The sequence below is a fragment of the Bacillus sp. R86525 genome, assembly GCF_042466195.1.
GTDB lineage: Bacteria > Bacillota > Bacilli > Bacillales > Bacillaceae_G > Bacillus_A > Bacillus_A nitratireducens.
This window is the reverse complement of the sequence record NZ_JAXHPX010000007.1, coordinates 5,291,461-5,309,531: the sequence shown is the minus strand read 5'-3', so window position 1 is coordinate 5,309,531 and position 18,071 is coordinate 5,291,461. Positions and strand designations below refer to the sequence as shown.

Below are 18,071 nucleotides of genomic sequence, written 5' to 3'. Positions count from 1 at the left end.
AAATGATTGATGCAAAGCAATTGAACAGCTTAGCGTTAGCATATATGGGTGATGCGGTATATGAACAATATATCCGCTATCACCTTCTCCAAAAAGGAACAGTTCGCCCTAATCAATTACATCGCTTAGGGACGAGCTTTGTTTCGGCAAAAGCACAGGCGAAAGTTGTTTATCATTTATTAGAGACGGCATTTTTGACAGAGGAAGAAGAGGCAGTACTAAGAAGAGGGCGCAATGCGAATTCGGGTACTGTTCCGAAGAATACGGATGTACAAACATACCGATATAGTACAGCGTTGGAAGCTCTAATCGGTTATCATCACTTATTAAATAATCGTGAAAGATTAGACGAAATTGTATATAAGGCAATTGCTGTTTTAGAAGAAAAGGAAGGGAGCACATCATCATGAGTAGTGAATATATTATCGGACGTAACCCTGTAATTGAAGCGTTACGATCAGGGAGAGATATTAATAAAATTTGGATCGCAGAAGGTGCTGCCAAAGGGCAAGTACAGATTGTACTGGCATTAGCGAAAGAAAATAAGGTTATTTTGCAACATGCACCGAAGAAGAAATTAGATCAATTAGTTGAGGGAAATCATCAAGGTGTAATTGCTCAAGTAGCTGCATATCAATATGCTGAGCTAGAAGATTTATTTAAAGTAGCAGAAAAACGTAATGAAGATCCGTTCTTCTTAATTTTAGATGAAATTGAAGATCCACATAATCTAGGTTCTATTATGCGTACAGCTGATGCGACGGGAGCTCATGGAATTATTATTCCGAAAAGAAGAGCGGTAGGACTTACAGCGTCAGTTGCGAAAGCGTCGACTGGGGCAATTGAATATATTCCTGTTGCGCGTGTAACAAATTTATCTCGTACAATTGATGAATTAAAAGAACGTGGCCTTTGGATTGCTGGTACAGATGCCAAAGGTAAAACAGATTACCGTAATTTAGATGGTAAAATGCCAATCGGATTAGTAATCGGTAGTGAAGGAAAAGGTATGAGTCGTATTATTGGTGAAAAATGTGATTTCTTAATTACTTTACCAATGGTTGGTAAAGTTACATCCTTAAATGCTTCAGTAGCCGCAAGTTTGTTAATGTATGAGGTATATCGTAAACGTCACGAAATTGGTAAATAAAAAATGAACGATATTTTAATCGTTGACGGTTACAACATTATCGGGGCTTGGGGAGACTTGAAGGAACTACGGGATGTAGATTTGCAATCATCAAGAGACGCGCTTATTGATAAGATGGCGGATTATCAAGGTTATACAGGAACGAAAGTAATGATAGTATTTGATGCCTATACAGTCCATGGTATTGAAAAAAAGATGAAACAATCGCGGGTGGAAGTAATATTCACACGTAAGAATCAAACTGCGGACGAAAAGATAGAGAAACTTGCAATCGAGCTTAGAAATATTAATACACAAATATATGTTGCGACTTCTGATTATACGGAACAATGGGTTATATTTGCGCAAGGTGCCCTTCGGAAATCTGCGCGTGAATTAGAGTTAGAAGTACAAGCGATGGAGCAACAAGTAAGAAGACGTACGAAAGACACGAAAGAAAAGCAACCAGCCATGCGAAAGATATTTAGCAAGGATATTACAGAAAAGTTAGAAAAATTAAGAAGAGGAGAGCGTTGAAGCATTGACGCTCTTTATCTTTTTACTGTATAATATTGCTAAATAAATAGCGGTCGGAGGGATCAAGGTGGAAGCAGGCTTCGTAAGTGTAGGCGACGTTACATTTCGTGATTTAGAGGATGAGGCAATCGTTGAGTTAGTTCGAAAAGGTAATACAGACGCTCTAGAATATTTGATACACAAATATAAGAACTTTGTTCGCGCGAAATCAAGATCTTATTTCTTAGTGGGTGCCGATCGAGAAGATATTGTTCAAGAAGGTATGATTGGATTGTTTAAAGCTATTCGTGATTATAAAGAGGACAAGCTATCTTCATTCAAAGCATTTGCTGAACTGTGTATCACTCGACAAATTATTACCGCTATTAAAACAGCAACAAGGCAAAAACATATTCCATTAAATTCGTATGTGTCTTTAGATAAGCCAATTTACGATGAGGAATCTGATCGAACACTGTTAGATGTTATTTCGGAAGCGAAAGTAACTGATCCTGAAGAAATGATTATAAGTCAGGAAGAATATACCGACATAGAATCAAAAATATCTGAATTATTAAGCGATTTAGAAAGAAAAGTACTCTCTTTATACTTAGATGGCCGTTCCTATCAAGAAATTTCAGAACAGTTAAACAGACATGTGAAATCCATTGATAATGCATTGCAGCGTGTGAAAAGGAAGTTGGAACGGTATATGGAAATGAGAGAGAGTACAAATTTAAATTCATAGAAAATACCGCAGGTGTAAATTAATTCACCTGTTTTCTTTTTGTAACGAGAGTGAGAGTCATGACATTGACATTGTCTTTTGTTGTATGATACATTTTTAGGGACATAACGTTACAAGGCTGGTGTAACTAATGAGGAAAAAAGTTGTACTCTCATGTGAAGAGTGTAAAAATCGAAACTACTCTACGATGAAAGATACGAGCTCAGTAGAGCGACTTGAGATAAAGAAGTTTTGTAAAACATGCAATAAGCATACAGTTCACAAGGAAACAAAATAAATAATTGAAATAATACACTGGAGGTCCCGTAGATGCGTTTAACGAACTTTTTCGGCGATGTAGGTCGCGAAATGAAAAAAGTAAGTTGGCCTAAAAAAGATGAATTACTCCGCTCAACAGCGACTGTTATCGCTACAGTTGTGTTCTTTGCGATTTTCTTCGCAGTAGTTGATATGGGCATTTCTTCTTTAATTCGGTTAATTCTTGGTTAATTCTTGAATAAGAAGCACTTATCCATGATATAATGTTATTTATAAGAACTGTGTAAAAGCCCGGTGAACGGGTTTTTTCATTTGCGCAAAAAAATGTACGTCAGGGAGGGAAGGACGCTCGTCCTAAATGAATGGAAAAAAGTTGGTATGTTGTCCATACTTATTCTGGATATGAAAATAAAGTAAAAGCAAACCTAGAGAAACGTGTAGAATCAATGGGTATGCAAGATAAAATTTTCCGTGTTGTTGTCCCGGAAGAAGTAGAAGTAGAAATGAGAAATGGTAAAGAAAAATTAATGAAAAGAAAAGTGTTCCCGGGTTACGTGTTAGTGGAACTAATCATGACTGATGACTCTTGGTATGTTGTTCGTAATACACCGGGTGTAACAGGTTTTGTTGGTTCTTCGGGTTCTGGATCTAAACCATCTCCTCTATTAGAAGAGGAAGTTGTTACCATTATGAAACATATGGGAATGGACAACGAAGTGGTTGATTTCGACTTTGAACTTCATGAGACAGTACGTGTAAATGAGGGTCCATTCGCAGATTATACAGGTGCTATTGAAGAAATTGATGTGGAGAAGAAGAAAGTTAGTGTGCTTGTAGACATGTTTGGTCGCGAGACTCCAGTTGAACTTGACTTCCATCAAATTGAAAAATTATAAAATGAAACTTGAAATGAATTGTAAAAAGTGATAATATCTTTTAAGTCAGTACGTCTTCGTTATCGGAGACGTTTTTTGAAAGATTTTATCGTTACAGATAAAATATGACGTGGGAGGGCAAATCACTGTCCAATTGACCACATCACGGACTTAAGGAGGTGTGTCTCGTGGCTAAAAAGGTAATTAAAATGGTAAAGCTTCAAATTCCTGCAGGTAAAGCTAACCCAGCTCCACCAGTTGGTCCAGCATTAGGACAAGCAGGTGTTAACATCATGGGCTTCTGTAAAGAGTTTAACGCTCGTACAGCAGATCAAGCTGGTCTTATCATCCCTGTTGAAATTACGGTATTTGAGGACCGTTCATTCACTTTCATTACTAAAACTCCTCCTGCTGCTGTTCTTCTTAAGAAAGTAGCTGGTATTGAGTCTGGTTCTGGTGAACCAAACCGTAATAAAGTGGCAACTGTTAAGCGTGATAAAGTACGCGAAATCGCTGAAACTAAAATGCCTGACCTAAACGCTGCTAGCGTAGAAGCTGCAATGCGTATGGTTGAAGGTACTGCACGCAGTATGGGCATCGTTATCGAAGACTAATTCGATTTGTTTTTAAAAAAAGGTTGCGGGTCTGGAATTCCAATTCGCAACCTTTATTATCGTAAATGATTATCGTTTTTTAAATAAAAGGGTGGCGCGCATCCTCAGGTTAGCCCTGAAAAAAAGGCGTAAACGTGGGAGGTTATTCCGCTAAAACCACATTCGAGGAGGAAATAAAAATGGCTAAAAGAGGTAAAAAGTACGTAGAAGCTGCAAAGCTTGTTGATCGTGCAGCTGCTTACTCTGCGACAGAAGCAGTAGAATTAGTAAAGAAAACAAACACAGCTAAATTTGATGCAACTGTAGAAGCTGCATTCCGTTTAGGTGTTGACCCTAAGAAAGCTGACCAACAAATTCGTGGCGCAGTTGTTCTTCCACACGGTACTGGTAAAGTACAACGTGTATTAGTATTCGCTAAAGGCGAAAAAGCAAAAGAAGCTGAAGCTGCTGGCGCTGAATTCGTAGGCGATGCTGATTACATCGGTAAAATCCAACAAGGTTGGTTCGATTTCGATGTAGTAGTAGCAACTCCTGACATGATGGGTGAAGTTGGTAAACTTGGTCGCGTATTAGGACCTAAAGGTTTAATGCCAAACCCTAAAACTGGAACAGTTACTTTCGATGTAACTAAAGCTGTTAACGAAATCAAAGCTGGTAAAGTTGAATACCGCGTTGATAAAGCTGGTAACATCCACGTTCCAATCGGTAAAGTATCTTTCGAAGATGCTAAACTAGTAGAAAACTTCAAAACAATTGCTGACACGCTACAAAAAGCTAAGCCAGCTGCTGCAAAAGGTACTTACATGAAGAATGCAACTGTTGCTTCTACAATGGGACCTGGCGTACGCGTAGACGTTTCTACACTTGCGTAAAAATTGGAAGTTGACTTCATAAAGAAGTTTTAATATAATTATTTATGTTGTGAATTTTAATAGTGTACCGTAGACAGTAGGTGTCATTCGACTTAATTTCCTACCTAGGTGTTAATATACGAAGCGGAATCTTTTTTCTGTGACTATATGCCTCCATGTCTACAAGTTGGGCATGGAGGTTTTTAGTGCACTTTCGGTACATCTTCTATATAATCTACAGGAGGTGTAATAACATGAGCAAAGTAATCGAAACTAAACAACAAGTTGTAACTGAAATCGCTGAAAAACTTCGCGAGAGTAAATCTACAATCGTTGTTGACTACCGTGGTTTAACAGTTTCTGAAGTAACAGAATTACGTAAAAACTTACGTGAGGCTGGCGTTGAGTTCAAAGTTTACAAAAACTCTTTAACTCGTCGTGCTGCAGAGTCTGCTGAAATGGCTGAGTTAAACGAATTCTTAACAGGACCAAACGCAATCGCGTTCAGTAACGAGGATGTAGTTGCTCCTGCGAAAGTATTAAACGACTTCGCTACAAAACATGAAGCTTTAGAAATTAAAGCGGGCGTAATCGAAGGTAAACTTGTAACACTTGATGAGGTTAAAGCTATCGCTACTCTTCCATCACGTGAAGGCTTACTTTCTATGCTTCTTAGCGTTCTTCAAGCTCCAATCCGTAACCTTGCACTTGCTACTAAAGCAGTTGCAGAGCAAAAGGAAGAGCAAGGCGCTTAATTTTTTAAAAGATAATTACTTGTTATCTATAAAACAATACAAACCTATTTAAGGGAGGATATTTACAATGACTAAAGAACAAATCATTGAAGCAGTTAAATCTATGACTGTATTAGAACTTAACGACTTAGTAAAAGCTATCGAGGAAGAATTCGGCGTAACTGCTGCTGCTCCTGTAGCTGTAGCTGGTGGCGCTGGTGAAGCTGCTGCTGAGAAAACTGAATTTGACGTAGTACTTGCAAGTGCTGGCGCTCAAAAAATCAAAGTTATCAAAGCTGTACGTGAAATCACTGGTCTTGGCTTAAAAGAAGCTAAAGAATTAGTTGACAACACTCCAAAAGCAATCAAAGAAGGCGTTTCTAAAGAGGAAGCTGAAGAAATGAAAGCTAAACTTGAAGAAGTTGGCGCTGCTGTAGAAGTTAAGTAATTAACTTTTGATGCTTTAAAAAAAGCTCGCTCTCATGCGAGCTTTTTTTTTAACTGTAAAGAAAAGAGGTGGCCATATGGCAGACCATTATTTTTCTAACGACCCTTCTAGTAAAAGTGATCGTAAACGATGGGAATTTACACTTCGTGAATCTCGATTTACTTTTTTATCTGACCATGGGGTGTTCTCGAAAAACGAAGTGGACTTTGGTTCTCGTCTTTTAATTGAAGCGTTTCAAATGCCGGATATTAAAGGTGATATATTAGACGTAGGTTGCGGATACGGTCCTATTGGTTTGTCGTTAGCGAAAGAGTTTCAAGGTCACGACGTTCACATGGTGGATGTGAATGAAAGGGCGCTTGGGCTTGCGAAAGAAAATGCCGCTAATAACAAAATCGAGAATATACGTATTTTTCAAAGTAGCGTCTATGAAAATGTAGATGGCAAGTATGCTGCTATTCTATCTAACCCTCCAATTCGTGCTGGTAAAGATGTCGTGCACGAGATTTTAGAAAAGGCTGTGGAGTATTTGGTTCCAGGTGGAGAATTGTGGATTGTTATTCAAAAGAAACAAGGTGCACCATCTGCGCTGAAGAAACTAGAAGAAGTATTTTCTGAAGTTGAAGTTGTAGAAAAGAAAAAAGGATATTATATCATAAAATCAAAAAAGCGTTGACGGTTATTTTTGGCTATGTTAACATTATACAATGCCAATATATGATTTTCTGCGTTGAGAAAGATGTATATTTTTGTTTCTCTTGGAAAAGATAGTAAAATCAGCAGATTATGAAACAGAATGATGGTTTTCTTAAAGAAGCCATTTTTCTTTTTTGAGCAGGTAGAAAGACTCAACGTATCTATCTTTAAGAGAAAAAACTACGCTAATAGCAGTAGTTGTATTTATTTGTGATTTTGCACAAATTTTTTTGTGCATTTATAATACTCATGATTTGAGGGGTGAAGCAGTTGACAGGTCAACTAGTTCAATACGGACGCCACCGCCAACGAAGAAGTTATGCCCGTATTAGTGAAGTATTAGAGTTACCAAATCTTATCGAAATTCAAACCTCTTCTTATCAGTGGTTTCTTGATGAGGGTTTGCGAGAAATGTTCCAAGACATTTCTCCGATCGAAGACTTTACGGGAAATCTATCGCTTGAATTTATCGACTACAGCTTAGGTGAACCTAAATACTCTGTAGACGAATGCAAAGAGCGTGATGTGACGTATGCAGCACCACTTCGTGTAAAAGTGCGTCTAATCAACAAGGAAACTGGTGAAGTAAAAGAACAAGATGTGTTCATGGGAGATTTCCCACTCATGACAGAGACTGGAACATTCGTAATTAACGGTGCAGAACGTGTTATCGTTTCCCAGTTAGTTCGCTCTCCAAGCGTATACTATAGTGGCAAAGTGGATAAAAACGGAAAACGTGGTTTTACTGCTACTGTAATTCCAAACCGCGGAGCTTGGTTAGAGTATGAAACAGATGCTAAGGATGTTGTATATGTGCGTATTGACCGTACGCGTAAACTTCCTGTAACTGTTTTGTTACGCGCATTAGGGTTTGGCTCTGATCAAGAAATCACCGAGCTTTTAGGTGATAACGAATACTTAAGCAATACGTTAGAAAAAGACAACACAGATAGCACAGAAAAAGCATTGCTTGAAATTTATGAGCGTCTACGTCCTGGTGAACCACCAACAGTAGAAAATGCAAAGAGCTTACTTGTGTCTCGTTTCTTTGATCCGAAGCGCTACGATTTAGCAAATGTAGGTCGCTACAAGATCAACAAAAAGCTACACATTAAAAACAGATTGTTTAACCAACGTTTAGCTGAAACATTAGTGGATCCAGAAACTGGTGAAATTTTAGCGGCAGAAGGAACAATCTTAGATCGTCGTACACTGGATCGCATTTTACCTTACTTAGAGAAGAACATTGGATTCAAAACAGCGAAACCAATGGGTGGAGTGGTAGAAGGCGATGTTGAGCTGCAATCTATTAAGATTTATGCTCCAGAATCAGAAGGCGAACGTTCTATCAACGTAATTGGGAATGCAAATATTACTCGCGATGTAAAACACATCACACCAGGTGATATTCTGGCTTCTATTAGTTACTTCTTCAACTTACTATACAAAGTAGGGGATACAGATGATATTGACCACTTAGGAAACCGTCGTCTGCGTTCAGTAGGAGAACTATTACAAAACCAATTCCGTATCGGTCTTTCTCGTATGGAACGTGTTGTTCGTGAGAGAATGTCGATTCAAGATACAAATGCAATTACACCACAGGCATTAATCAATATTCGTCCTGTTATTGCATCTATTAAAGAGTTCTTCGGAAGTTCTCAGTTATCTCAGTTCATGGACCAAACAAACCCATTAGCAGAGTTAACTCACAAACGAAGACTATCTGCATTAGGACCCGGTGGTTTAACGCGTGAGCGCGCAGGCTTTGAAGTACGTGACGTTCACTACTCTCACTATGGTCGTATGTGTCCAATTGAAACACCAGAGGGACCAAACATCGGTTTGATTAACTCATTATCTTCGTTCGCGAAAGTAAATGAGTTTGGTTTCATCGAAACACCATACCGTCGTGTTGACCCAGAAACTGGTCTTGTAACAGGGCATGTTGATTATTTAACAGCAGATGAAGAAGATAATTATGTTGTAGCCCAAGCGAATATGAAATTATCTGAAGAAGGGGAATTCCTTGATGAAGATATCGTAGCTCGTTTCCGTGGTGAAAACATTGTCACAAATAAAGAGCGCATCGACTACATGGATGTATCTCCAAAACAAGTAGTGTCGGCAGCGACAGCTTGTATTCCGTTCTTAGAAAACGATGACTCTAACCGCGCACTTATGGGAGCGAACATGCAACGTCAGGCGGTTCCGTTAATGAATCCGGAATCTCCGATTGTAGGCACAGGTATGGAGTACGTATCAGCAAAAGACTCAGGTGCTGCAGTAATCTGTAAACACCCTGGTGTTGTTGAGCGCGTAGAAGCACGTGAAATTTGGGTACGTCGCTATGTAGAAGTTGACGGTCAAATAGTAAAAGGCGACTTAGATCGCTACAAAATGCAAAAATTCATTCGTTCTAACCAAGGAACTTGTTACAACCAACGTCCAATCGTAAGTGTTGGAAATGAAGTTGTAAAAGGTGAAATCCTTGCGGATGGTCCTTCTATGGAACTAGGCGAATTAGCACTTGGACGTAACGTGCTTGTTGGCTTCATGACATGGGACGGTTATAACTATGAGGATGCGATCATCATGAGTGAGCGCCTTGTAAAAGATGATGTGTACACTTCTATTCATATTGAAGAATATGAGTCAGAAGCTCGTGATACGAAGCTTGGACCAGAAGAAATTACACGTGATATCCCGAATGTTGGAGAAGATGCACTTCGTAACCTTGACGAGCGCGGTATTATTCGCGTCGGTGCTGAAGTAAAAGATGGAGACCTACTTGTTGGTAAGGTAACACCAAAAGGTGTAACAGAATTAACGGCAGAAGAACGTCTATTACATGCAATCTTCGGTGAAAAAGCACGTGAAGTACGCGATACATCACTACGTGTACCACACGGTGGTGGCGGTATTATCTTGGACGTAAAAGTATTCAACCGTGAAGATGGCGATGAATTGCCACCAGGCGTGAATCAACTTGTACGTGCATATATCGTTCAAAAACGTAAAATTTCTGAAGGTGACAAGATGGCCGGACGTCACGGTAACAAAGGTGTTATCTCTCGTATTTTACCAGAAGAAGATATGCCTTACTTACCAGACGGTACGCCAATCGATATCATGTTAAACCCATTAGGGGTACCATCTCGTATGAATATCGGTCAGGTATTAGAGCTTCATCTTGGTATGGCAGCAAGATATCTTGGTATTCACATTGCAACACCAGTATTCGATGGTGCTCGTGAGGAAGATGTATGGGGCACAATTGAAGAAGCTGGTATGGCAAATGACGCGAAAACAATCCTGTATGACGGACGTACTGGTGAACCATTCGATAACCGCGTATCTGTTGGTGTCATGTATATGATCAAACTTGCGCACATGGTTGACGATAAACTTCATGCTCGTTCTACTGGACCATACTCACTTGTAACACAGCAACCTCTTGGAGGTAAAGCTCAGTTCGGTGGACAGCGTTTCGGTGAGATGGAGGTTTGGGCACTTGAAGCTTATGGTGCTGCTTATACTCTTCAAGAAATCTTAACAGTGAAGTCTGATGATGTTATTGGACGTGTTAAGACGTATGAAGCAATTGTTAAAGGCGAAAATGTTCCAGAACCAGGCGTTCCAGAATCATTCAAAGTATTGATTAAAGAACTGCAAAGTTTAGGTATGGACGTTAAAATGATGTCTAGCGACGACACAGAAATTGAAATGCGTGATACGGAAGATGACGATGATCATCAATCAGCAGATAAATTGAATGTCGAAGTTGAGACAACTAAGGAATAATTGGGATAACCTGTAGACTAAAAGGGAGGTAGGCCCCTTGATAGATGTAAATAACTTTGAATATATGAAGATTGGACTTGCTTCACCTGACAAGATTCGTTCTTGGTCATACGGTGAAGTTAAGAAACCAGAAACGATTAACTATCGTACGTTAAAGCCTGAAAAAGACGGCTTGTTCTGTGAGCGTATTTTCGGACCACAAAAGGACTGGGAATGTCATTGCGGAAAGTATAAACGTGTACGTTATAAAGGTGTAGTTTGTGATCGATGTGGCGTTGAAGTAACGCGTGCAAAAGTTCGTCGTGAACGTATGGGTCATATCGAATTAGCTGCTCCTGTATCTCATATTTGGTATTTCAAAGGTATCCCGAGCCGCATGGGACTTGTCTTAGACATGTCCCCTCGCGCGCTTGAAGAAGTAATTTATTTCGCTTCTTATGTTGTAACAGAAAGTGGAGATACACCACTTGATAAGAAGCAATTACTTTCTGAAAAAGAATACCGTGCATATCGTGATCGATATGGCAGCACATTCCAAGCTGCTATGGGTGCAGAAGCGATTAAAAAGCTATTACAAGACATCGATTTAGATAAAGAAGTAGACTTCTTAAAAGAAGAATTAAAAACAGCACAAGGACAACGACGTACTCGTGCTATTAAACGTCTAGAAGTATTAGAAGCATTCCGTAACTCTGGAAATCACCCATCTTGGATGATCCTAGATGTTCTTCCAGTTATCCCACCAGAACTACGCCCAATGGTACAGTTGGATGGTGGACGTTTTGCTACTTCTGATTTAAACGACTTATACCGTCGTGTAATTAACCGTAACAACCGTTTAAAACGTCTATTGGACTTAGGTGCACCAAGCATCATCGTTCAAAACGAAAAACGTATGTTACAAGAAGCTGTAGACGCATTAATCGATAATGGTCGTCGTGGCCGTCCAGTTACTGGACCAGGTAACCGTCCATTAAAATCACTATCTCACATGCTTAAAGGTAAACAAGGACGTTTCCGTCAAAACTTATTAGGTAAACGTGTTGACTACTCTGGTCGTTCTGTAATCGTTGTAGGACCGAACTTAAAGATGTATCAATGTGGATTACCGAAAGAAATGGCACTTGAACTGTTCAAACCTTTTGTTATGAAAGAGTTAGTGGAAAAAGGATTAGCACACAACATTAAGAGTGCGAAACGTAAAATCGAGCGTGTACAACCTGAAGTTTGGGACGTTTTAGAATCTGTGATCAAAGAACATCCAGTACTTCTAAACCGCGCACCAACACTTCACCGTCTTGGTATCCAGGCGTTTGAACCTACATTAGTAGAAGGTCGTGCAATCCGTCTTCACCCACTTGTATGTACTGCATACAATGCGGACTTTGATGGTGACCAAATGGCGGTTCACGTTCCGTTATCATCAGAAGCACAAGCAGAAGCTCGTATTCTTATGTTAGCGGCACAAAACATCTTGAATCCAAAAGACGGAAAACCAGTTGTTACTCCATCTCAGGATATGGTATTAGGTAACTACTACTTAACACTTGAGCGTGAAGGTGCAATCGGTGAAGGTATGGTCTTCAAAGATGCAAACGAAGCAATACTTGCATACCAAAATGGATATGTACATCTGCACACACGTGTTGCAGTTGCTGCAAGTTCAGTAAATAATGTAACGTTTACTGAAGAGCAAAAGAGTAAGCTTCTATTAACAACAGTTGGTAAATTAATATTTAACGAAATCTTACCAGAGTCGTTCCCTTATATTAATGAACCAACAAATTCAAACCTTGAAAAAGAAACACCAGCGGAATATTTCGTTGAAAAAGGTGCGAACATTAAAGAAATTATTGCTAGTCGCGAAGAAGTGGCACCATTTAGCAAGAAGATCCTTGGTAACATCATTGCGGAAGTATTCAAGCGTTTCAAAATTACAGAGACGTCTCGCATGCTTGACCGTATGAAGAACCTAGGATTTATATACTCTACAAAAGCTGGTATTACAGTTGGGGTATCTGACATTCTTGTATTAGGTGAAAAAGATGAAATTCTCCACGAAGCACAAGCAAAAGTAGATAATGTAATTAAACAATTCCGTCGCGGTTTAATCACGGAAGAAGAACGTTACGATCGCGTTATCTCTATTTGGAGTAATGCAAAAGATGTTATCCAAGGAAAACTGATGAAGTCCTTGAATAAACGCAACCCAATCTTCATGATGAGTGATTCCGGTGCCCGTGGTAACGCATCTAACTTCACTCAGCTTGCTGGTATGCGTGGTCTGATGGCCAATCCATCTGGTCGTATCATTGAACTTCCGATCAAATCAAGTTTCCGTGAAGGTTTAACAGTACTTGAGTACTTTATCTCTACGCATGGTGCTCGTAAAGGTCTTGCCGATACAGCACTTAAGACTGCCGATTCTGGTTACTTAACACGTCGTCTTGTAGACGTTGCACAAGATGTAATTGTTCGTGAAGATGATTGTGGAACAGATCGCGGTTTACTAATCGGTGCGATTAAAGAGGGTAATGAAGTAATTGAGTCATTATATGATCGTCTTGTTGGACGTTTTGCAAGAAAAACTGTAAAACATCCTGAAACAGGTGAAGTATTAGTTGCTGAAAATCAATTGATTACTGAAGATATCGCTCATATTGTTGAAAATTCGGGTGTTGAAACTGTAAACATTCGTTCAGCGTTTACGTGTAATACTCGCCATGGTGTATGTAAGAAGTGTTACGGCCGTAACTTAGCAACTGGTACAGACGTAGAAGTAGGAGAAGCGGTAGGTATTATCGCAGCTCAATCTATCGGTGAGCCAGGTACACAGTTAACGATGCGTACGTTCCATACAGGTGGGGTTGCCGGAGATGATATCACACAAGGTTTACCTCGTATCCAAGAGATCTTTGAAGCTCGTAATCCGAAAGGTCAGGCAGTTATCAGTGAAATCGACGGTGTTATCGCAGCGATCAACGATGTTAAAGATCGTCAAGAAGTAGTTGTACAGGGTGAGGTTGAAGCTCGTACGTATGCTATTCCTTACGGTGCTCGTCTGAAAGTAACTCTAGGACAGCCAATTAGCCACGGTAAAGAGTTAACAGAAGGTTCTATTGATCCGAAAGAATTACTAAAAGTAACGGACATTACGGCAGTTCAAGAATACCTATTACGTGAAGTTCAAAAAGTATACCGTATGCAAGGGGTAGAAATTGGTGACAAACACGTAGAAGTAATGGTACGTCAAATGCTACGTAAAGTTCGTGTAAGTGATGCGGGTGAAACAGATGTATTACCAGGAACATTACTAGATATCCATCAGTTTACTGATGCGAATGCGAAGGTGTTACTAAAAGGTAAACAACCAGCGACAGCTAGACCTGTTTTACTTGGTATTACAAAAGCTTCACTTGAAACTGATTCATTCTTATCTGCAGCATCATTCCAAGAAACAACTCGTGTCTTAACTGATGCAGCAATTAAAGGTAAACGTGATGAGCTTCTAGGATTGAAAGAGAACGTTATTATCGGTAAACTTGTTCCTGCTGGAACAGGTATGAATCGTTATCGCAAAGTGGATCTTGTAAAAACAACACAAGATGACATGAATGTAGAAAACGATGAGATTTATGTGGAACAGTAAAATTTTCCGTCGTAAATTTTGTATAAAAACATCTAATCCTAGTTGACATTGTATGAGTCAAAATGTTACTATAATCAAGGTTGCTCCTGAACGATGCTTTGGAGGATATTTATATGTCTTATCAAAAAGTGTCAAATGCTGAAAATGTAGTCGTTGGTCATAAACGAACATTGGAAGCAATCAAAAATGGTATAGTTAAAGAAGTTGTTATTGCGGAAGATGCTGACGTGCGGTTAACCCATGTTGTCATTCGTACCGCCTTGCAACATAACATACCCATAACCAAGGTTGAATCGGTTCGTAAGCTTGGAAAAGTTTCGGGGATTCAAGTGGGAGCTTCAGCAATAGGAATAATAAGTTAAAACTGTTTTTGTGAGGAGAGAGCATTTGCTCTTCCTTGCAAAAACTTTGTTTTCAACTAATAATGAACCACCTGGATATGTGGTCATACAAACATGCGAAGGGAGGATAATCAAATGCCTACTATTAACCAATTAGTGAGAAATGGTCGTACTGATAAAGTATGGAAATCTAAATCACCTGCATTAAACAAAGGTTTTAACTCTTTAAAGAAAAAATCAACTGATATCTCTGCACCTCAAAAACGTGGTGTATGTACTCGTGTTGGTACAATGACTCCAAAGAAACCTAACTCAGCGTTACGTAAATACGCTCGTGTACGTTTAACAAACGGTATTGAAGTTACAGCTTACATCCCAGGTATCGGTCATAACCTACAAGAGCATAGCGTAGTATTAATTCGCGGTGGTCGAGTAAAGGATTTACCAGGGGTACGTTACCACATCGTTCGTGGAGCGCTTGATACAGCTGGTGTTGACAAACGTATGCAAGGACGTTCTAAATATGGTACTAAGCGACCAAAACCTGCTAAAAAATAATAAACTTATAATGAAAGGAGGAACTCAATATGCCTCGTAAAGGACCTGTTGCGAAACGTGACGTGTTACCAGATCCAATGTACAATTCGAAACTAGTAACACGCCTAATCAACAAAATGATGGTTGACGGTAAAAAAGGTAAATCTCAAACAATTCTTTATAACGCTTTCGATATCGTTCGTGAACGTTCAGATAAAGAACCAATGGAAGTATTCGAGCAAGCTCTTAAGAACATCATGCCTGTTCTTGAAGTACGCGCTCGTCGTGTTGGTGGTGCTAACTACCAAGTTCCAGTTGAGGTTCGTCCAGAACGCCGTACAACTTTAGGTCTTCGCTGGTTAGTAAACTACGCTCGTCTTCGTGGTGAAAAAACTATGGAAGAGCGTCTAGCTTACGAAATCTTAGATGCAGCTAACAATGCTGGTGCATCTGTTAAGAAACGTGAAGACACTCATAAAATGGCAGAAGCTAACAAAGCATTTGCTCATTACCGTTGGTAGGATTCAACGTAAAATAAATGTAAGCATAAACCGCTTTATTTGTCGCTTATGGAAGTGTGGAGAGGGAGAATGCCTCTCCCTTTCGTTGGGCGCTCGTTTTACATAATGAGGGTACAAGACACTGGCATATGTAACAATATAAAGTGGCTTTTTTGCTACTTAAAATAAAATAATCCAATCCATATATGGAAGGAGCAAGACACCAAATGACTAGAGAGTTCTCTTTAGAAAACACTCGTAATATTGGTATCATGGCTCACATCGATGCTGGTAAAACAACAGCAACTGAGCGTATTCTGTATTACACAGGACGTATTCATAAAATCGGTGAAACTCATGAAGGTGCATCTCAGATGGACTGGATGGAGCAAGAGCAAGAGCGTGGTATCACAATTACTTCTGCTGCAACTACAGCTCAATGGAAAGGTCACCGTGTAAACATCATTGACACTCCAGGACACGTAGACTTCACAGTAGAAGTAGAACGTTCTTTACGCGTACTTGATGGTGCGGTAGCAGTACTTGATGCACAATCTGGTGTAGAACCACAAACAGAAACTGTTTGGCGTCAGGCTACTACTTATGGTGTACCTCGTATCGTATTCGTTAACAAAATGGATAAGATCGGTGCAGATTTCTTATACTCTGTAGGAACAATCCACGATCGTTTACAAGCAAACGCACATCCAATTCAGTTACCAATCGGTGCTGAAGACGAGTTCAATGGTATCATTGACCTTGTTGAAGAGTGTGCTTATATGTACGGTAACGATTTAGGAACAGACATCGAGCGTGTCGAAATTCCTGAAGAGCACAAAGAATTAGCTGAAGAATACCGTGGAAAACTTATTGAAGCGGTAGCTGAGCTTGATGAAGAAATGATGATGAAGTACCTAGAAGGTGAAGAAATCACTGTAGAAGAGCTTAAAGCTGGTATCCGTAAGGCTACAACTTCTGTAGAATTCTTCCCAGTAATCTGTGGTTCTGCATTCAAAAATAAAGGTGTTCAAATTCTGTTAGACGCAGTTATCGACTACCTACCATCTCCATTAGATGTACCTGCTATTAAAGGTACTCTTCCGGATACAGATGAAGCTATCGAACGTAAGTCTAGCGATGAAGAGCCATTCGCAGCTTTAGCATTCAAAATCATGACTGATCCTTATGTTGGTAAGTTAACGTTCTTCCGTGTGTACTCTGGTGTGTTAAACTCTGGATCATACGTGAAAAACTCAACTAAAGGTAAGCGTGAGCGTGTAGGTCGTATCCTACAAATGCACGCTAACAGCCGTGAAGAGATTTCAACAGTTTACGCTGGTGATATCGCTGCTGCTGTAGGTTTAAAAGATACTACTACTGGTGATACTCTTTGTGATGAGAAGAGTCTTGTTATCCTTGAGTCTATGGAATTCCCAGAACCAGTTATCTCTGTAGCTATCGAACCAAAATCTAAAGCTGACCAAGATAAAATGGGTACAGCATTATCTAAGCTTTCTGAAGAAGATCCAACATTCCGTGCTCACACTGACCAAGAAACTGGCCAAACAATCATCGCTGGTATGGGTGAACTTCACCTTGATATCATCGTTGACCGTATGCGCCGTGAATTCAAAGTGGAAGCAAACGTTGGTGCTCCTCAGGTAGCATACCGTGAGACTTTCCGCGCTGCTGCGAAAGTTGAAGGTAAGTTCGCTCGTCAATCTGGTGGTCGTGGACAATTCGGTCACGTTTGGATTGAGTTTGAACCTAATGAAGAAGGTAAAGGTTTTGAATTCCAAAACAAAATCGTCGGCGGTGTAGTTCCACGTGAATACATCCCAGCTGTTGGAGCGGGTCTTGAAGACTCACTTAAAAATGGTGTACTAGCTGGTTATCCACTAGTTGACATCAAAGCTGCGTTAGTTGACGGATCTTACCATGATGTCGATTCATCTGAGATGGCGTTCAAAATCGCTGCATCTATGGCACTTAAAGCTGCGGTTTCTAAATGTAGCCCAGTAATTCTTGAGCCAATGATGAAAGTTGAAGTTGTAATTCCTGAAGAGTACATGGGTGACATTATGGGCGACGTAACATCTCGTCGTGGACGTGTAGAAGGTATGGAAGCTCGCGGTAACGCTCAAGTTGTTCGCGCTATGGTTCCACTTTCTGAAATGTTCGGTTATGCAACGGCATTACGTTCTAACACTCAAGGACGCGGAACATTCTCAATGACATTTGATCATTATGAAGAAGTACCGAAGTCTGTTTCTGAAGAAATTATTAAAAAAAATAAAGGTGAATAATTGATTTTTATCGATTGTTCAAGTATAACTACTTATGTAAGCTTAGAAAGTGGGACGTAAGTTTC

The 18,071-nt window shown here is 39.8% G+C and carries 18 protein-coding genes and 1 other annotated feature; all 18 genes read left to right on the top strand.

Going from position 1 to position 18,071, the window contains the following annotated elements:
* Positions 1-2: 2 nt before the first annotated feature.
* A complete protein-coding gene (locus SJY24_RS29995) occupies positions 3-410 on the top strand; it encodes a Mini-ribonuclease 3 (protein WP_000564269.1) in 408 nt (135 codons plus the stop codon).
* A complete protein-coding gene (gene rlmB, locus SJY24_RS29990) occupies positions 407-1,150 on the top strand; it encodes a 23S rRNA (guanosine(2251)-2'-O)-methyltransferase RlmB (protein ID WP_000093762.1) in 744 nt (247 codons plus the stop codon). Before SJY24_RS29995 ends, rlmB begins: the two co-directional genes overlap by 4 nt.
* Positions 1,151-1,153: 3 nt before the next feature.
* Complete coding sequence (locus tag SJY24_RS29985) at positions 1,154-1,666, top strand: NYN domain-containing protein (RefSeq protein ID WP_377867197.1); 513 nt, start codon at positions 1,154-1,156, stop codon at positions 1,664-1,666.
* Between the two features lie 67 nt (positions 1,667-1,733).
* Positions 1,734-2,393, top strand: coding sequence for an RNA polymerase factor sigma-70 (locus SJY24_RS29980; RefSeq protein WP_000387197.1), 660 nt, complete (start codon positions 1,734-1,736; stop codon positions 2,391-2,393).
* A 130-nt stretch (positions 2,394-2,523) separates the two neighbouring features.
* Complete coding sequence (rpmG, locus tag SJY24_RS29975; RefSeq protein WP_012260172.1) at positions 2,524-2,670, top strand: 50S ribosomal protein L33; 147 nt, start codon at positions 2,524-2,526, stop codon at positions 2,668-2,670.
* Positions 2,671-2,702: 32 nt separating this feature from the next.
* Positions 2,703-2,882 (top strand): preprotein translocase subunit SecE, encoded by a 180-nt coding sequence (gene secE, locus SJY24_RS29970; RefSeq protein ID WP_001241321.1) that lies wholly within the window; start codon positions 2,703-2,705, stop codon positions 2,880-2,882.
* A 131-nt stretch (positions 2,883-3,013) separates the two neighbouring features.
* Positions 3,014-3,547 carry a transcription termination/antitermination protein NusG gene (gene nusG, locus SJY24_RS29965; protein ID WP_000415796.1) on the top strand — a complete coding sequence of 178 codons (534 nt, stop codon included), beginning with the start codon at positions 3,014-3,016 and terminating at the stop codon, positions 3,545-3,547.
* Between the two features lie 167 nt (positions 3,548-3,714).
* The gene (rplK, locus tag SJY24_RS29960; protein WP_001085872.1) at positions 3,715-4,140 is read left to right on the top strand and encodes a 50S ribosomal protein L11; all 426 of its coding nucleotides are present in this window, start codon (positions 3,715-3,717) and stop codon (positions 4,138-4,140) included.
* Between the two features lie 179 nt (positions 4,141-4,319).
* A complete protein-coding gene (gene rplA, locus SJY24_RS29955; RefSeq protein ID WP_002074134.1) occupies positions 4,320-5,012 on the top strand; it encodes a 50S ribosomal protein L1 in 693 nt (230 codons plus the stop codon).
* A 49-nt stretch (positions 5,013-5,061) separates the two neighbouring features.
* Positions 5,062-5,206: a sequence feature (ribosomal protein L10 leader region), on the top strand.
* Between the two features lie 39 nt (positions 5,207-5,245).
* Positions 5,246-5,746: a 50S ribosomal protein L10 gene (rplJ, locus tag SJY24_RS29950; protein ID WP_000048724.1), complete on the top strand. Its 501-nt coding sequence runs from the start codon at positions 5,246-5,248 to the stop codon at positions 5,744-5,746.
* 67 nt (positions 5,747-5,813) lie between these two features.
* Positions 5,814-6,173, top strand: coding sequence for a 50S ribosomal protein L7/L12 (gene rplL, locus SJY24_RS29945; protein WP_000159737.1), 360 nt, complete (start codon positions 5,814-5,816; stop codon positions 6,171-6,173).
* A 76-nt stretch (positions 6,174-6,249) separates the two neighbouring features.
* Entirely contained in the window at positions 6,250-6,849 is a 600-nt protein-coding gene (locus SJY24_RS29940) for a class I SAM-dependent methyltransferase (protein WP_377867196.1), read from the top strand.
* Between the two features lie 290 nt (positions 6,850-7,139).
* Entirely contained in the window at positions 7,140-10,673 is a 3,534-nt protein-coding gene (gene rpoB, locus SJY24_RS29935; protein WP_000147547.1) for a DNA-directed RNA polymerase subunit beta, read from the top strand.
* Positions 10,674-10,710: 37 nt separating this feature from the next.
* Positions 10,711-14,322 (top strand): DNA-directed RNA polymerase subunit beta', encoded by a 3,612-nt coding sequence (gene rpoC / locus SJY24_RS29930; protein WP_377867195.1) that lies wholly within the window; start codon positions 10,711-10,713, stop codon positions 14,320-14,322.
* A 113-nt stretch (positions 14,323-14,435) separates the two neighbouring features.
* The gene (locus tag SJY24_RS29925) at positions 14,436-14,684 is read left to right on the top strand and encodes a 50S ribosomal protein L7ae-like protein (protein WP_002175431.1); all 249 of its coding nucleotides are present in this window, start codon (positions 14,436-14,438) and stop codon (positions 14,682-14,684) included.
* A gap of 114 nt (positions 14,685-14,798) precedes the next feature.
* Entirely contained in the window at positions 14,799-15,221 is a 423-nt protein-coding gene (rpsL, locus tag SJY24_RS29920; protein ID WP_001142341.1) for a 30S ribosomal protein S12, read from the top strand.
* 29 nt (positions 15,222-15,250) lie between these two features.
* Positions 15,251-15,721 (top strand): 30S ribosomal protein S7, encoded by a 471-nt coding sequence (gene rpsG, locus SJY24_RS29915; protein WP_001137492.1) that lies wholly within the window; start codon positions 15,251-15,253, stop codon positions 15,719-15,721.
* A gap of 206 nt (positions 15,722-15,927) precedes the next feature.
* Entirely contained in the window at positions 15,928-18,006 is a 2,079-nt protein-coding gene (fusA, locus tag SJY24_RS29910; protein ID WP_070140533.1) for an elongation factor G, read from the top strand.
* The last annotated feature ends 65 nt before the right edge of the window (positions 18,007-18,071 follow it).

Coding starts and splice junctions, on each gene's coding strand:
- SJY24_RS29995 (WP_000564269.1), top strand. CDS start 3: ATGATTGATGCAAAGCAATTGAACAGCTTAGCGTTAGCATATATGGGT.
- rlmB (WP_000093762.1), top strand. CDS start 407: ATGAGTAGTGAATATATTATCGGACGTAACCCTGTAATTGAAGCGTTA.
- SJY24_RS29985 (WP_377867197.1), top strand. CDS start 1,154: ATGAACGATATTTTAATCGTTGACGGTTACAACATTATCGGGGCTTGG.
- rpmG (WP_012260172.1), top strand. CDS start 2,524: ATGAGGAAAAAAGTTGTACTCTCATGTGAAGAGTGTAAAAATCGAAAC.
- secE (WP_001241321.1), top strand. CDS start 2,703: ATGCGTTTAACGAACTTTTTCGGCGATGTAGGTCGCGAAATGAAAAAA.
- nusG (WP_000415796.1), top strand. CDS start 3,014: ATGGAAAAAAGTTGGTATGTTGTCCATACTTATTCTGGATATGAAAAT.
- rplA (WP_002074134.1), top strand. CDS start 4,320: ATGGCTAAAAGAGGTAAAAAGTACGTAGAAGCTGCAAAGCTTGTTGAT.
- rplJ (WP_000048724.1), top strand. CDS start 5,246: ATGAGCAAAGTAATCGAAACTAAACAACAAGTTGTAACTGAAATCGCT.
- rplL (WP_000159737.1), top strand. CDS start 5,814: ATGACTAAAGAACAAATCATTGAAGCAGTTAAATCTATGACTGTATTA.
- SJY24_RS29940 (WP_377867196.1), top strand. CDS start 6,250: ATGGCAGACCATTATTTTTCTAACGACCCTTCTAGTAAAAGTGATCGT.
- SJY24_RS29925 (WP_002175431.1), top strand. CDS start 14,436: ATGTCTTATCAAAAAGTGTCAAATGCTGAAAATGTAGTCGTTGGTCAT.
- rpsL (WP_001142341.1), top strand. CDS start 14,799: ATGCCTACTATTAACCAATTAGTGAGAAATGGTCGTACTGATAAAGTA.
- rpsG (WP_001137492.1), top strand. CDS start 15,251: ATGCCTCGTAAAGGACCTGTTGCGAAACGTGACGTGTTACCAGATCCA.
- fusA (WP_070140533.1), top strand. CDS start 15,928: ATGACTAGAGAGTTCTCTTTAGAAAACACTCGTAATATTGGTATCATG.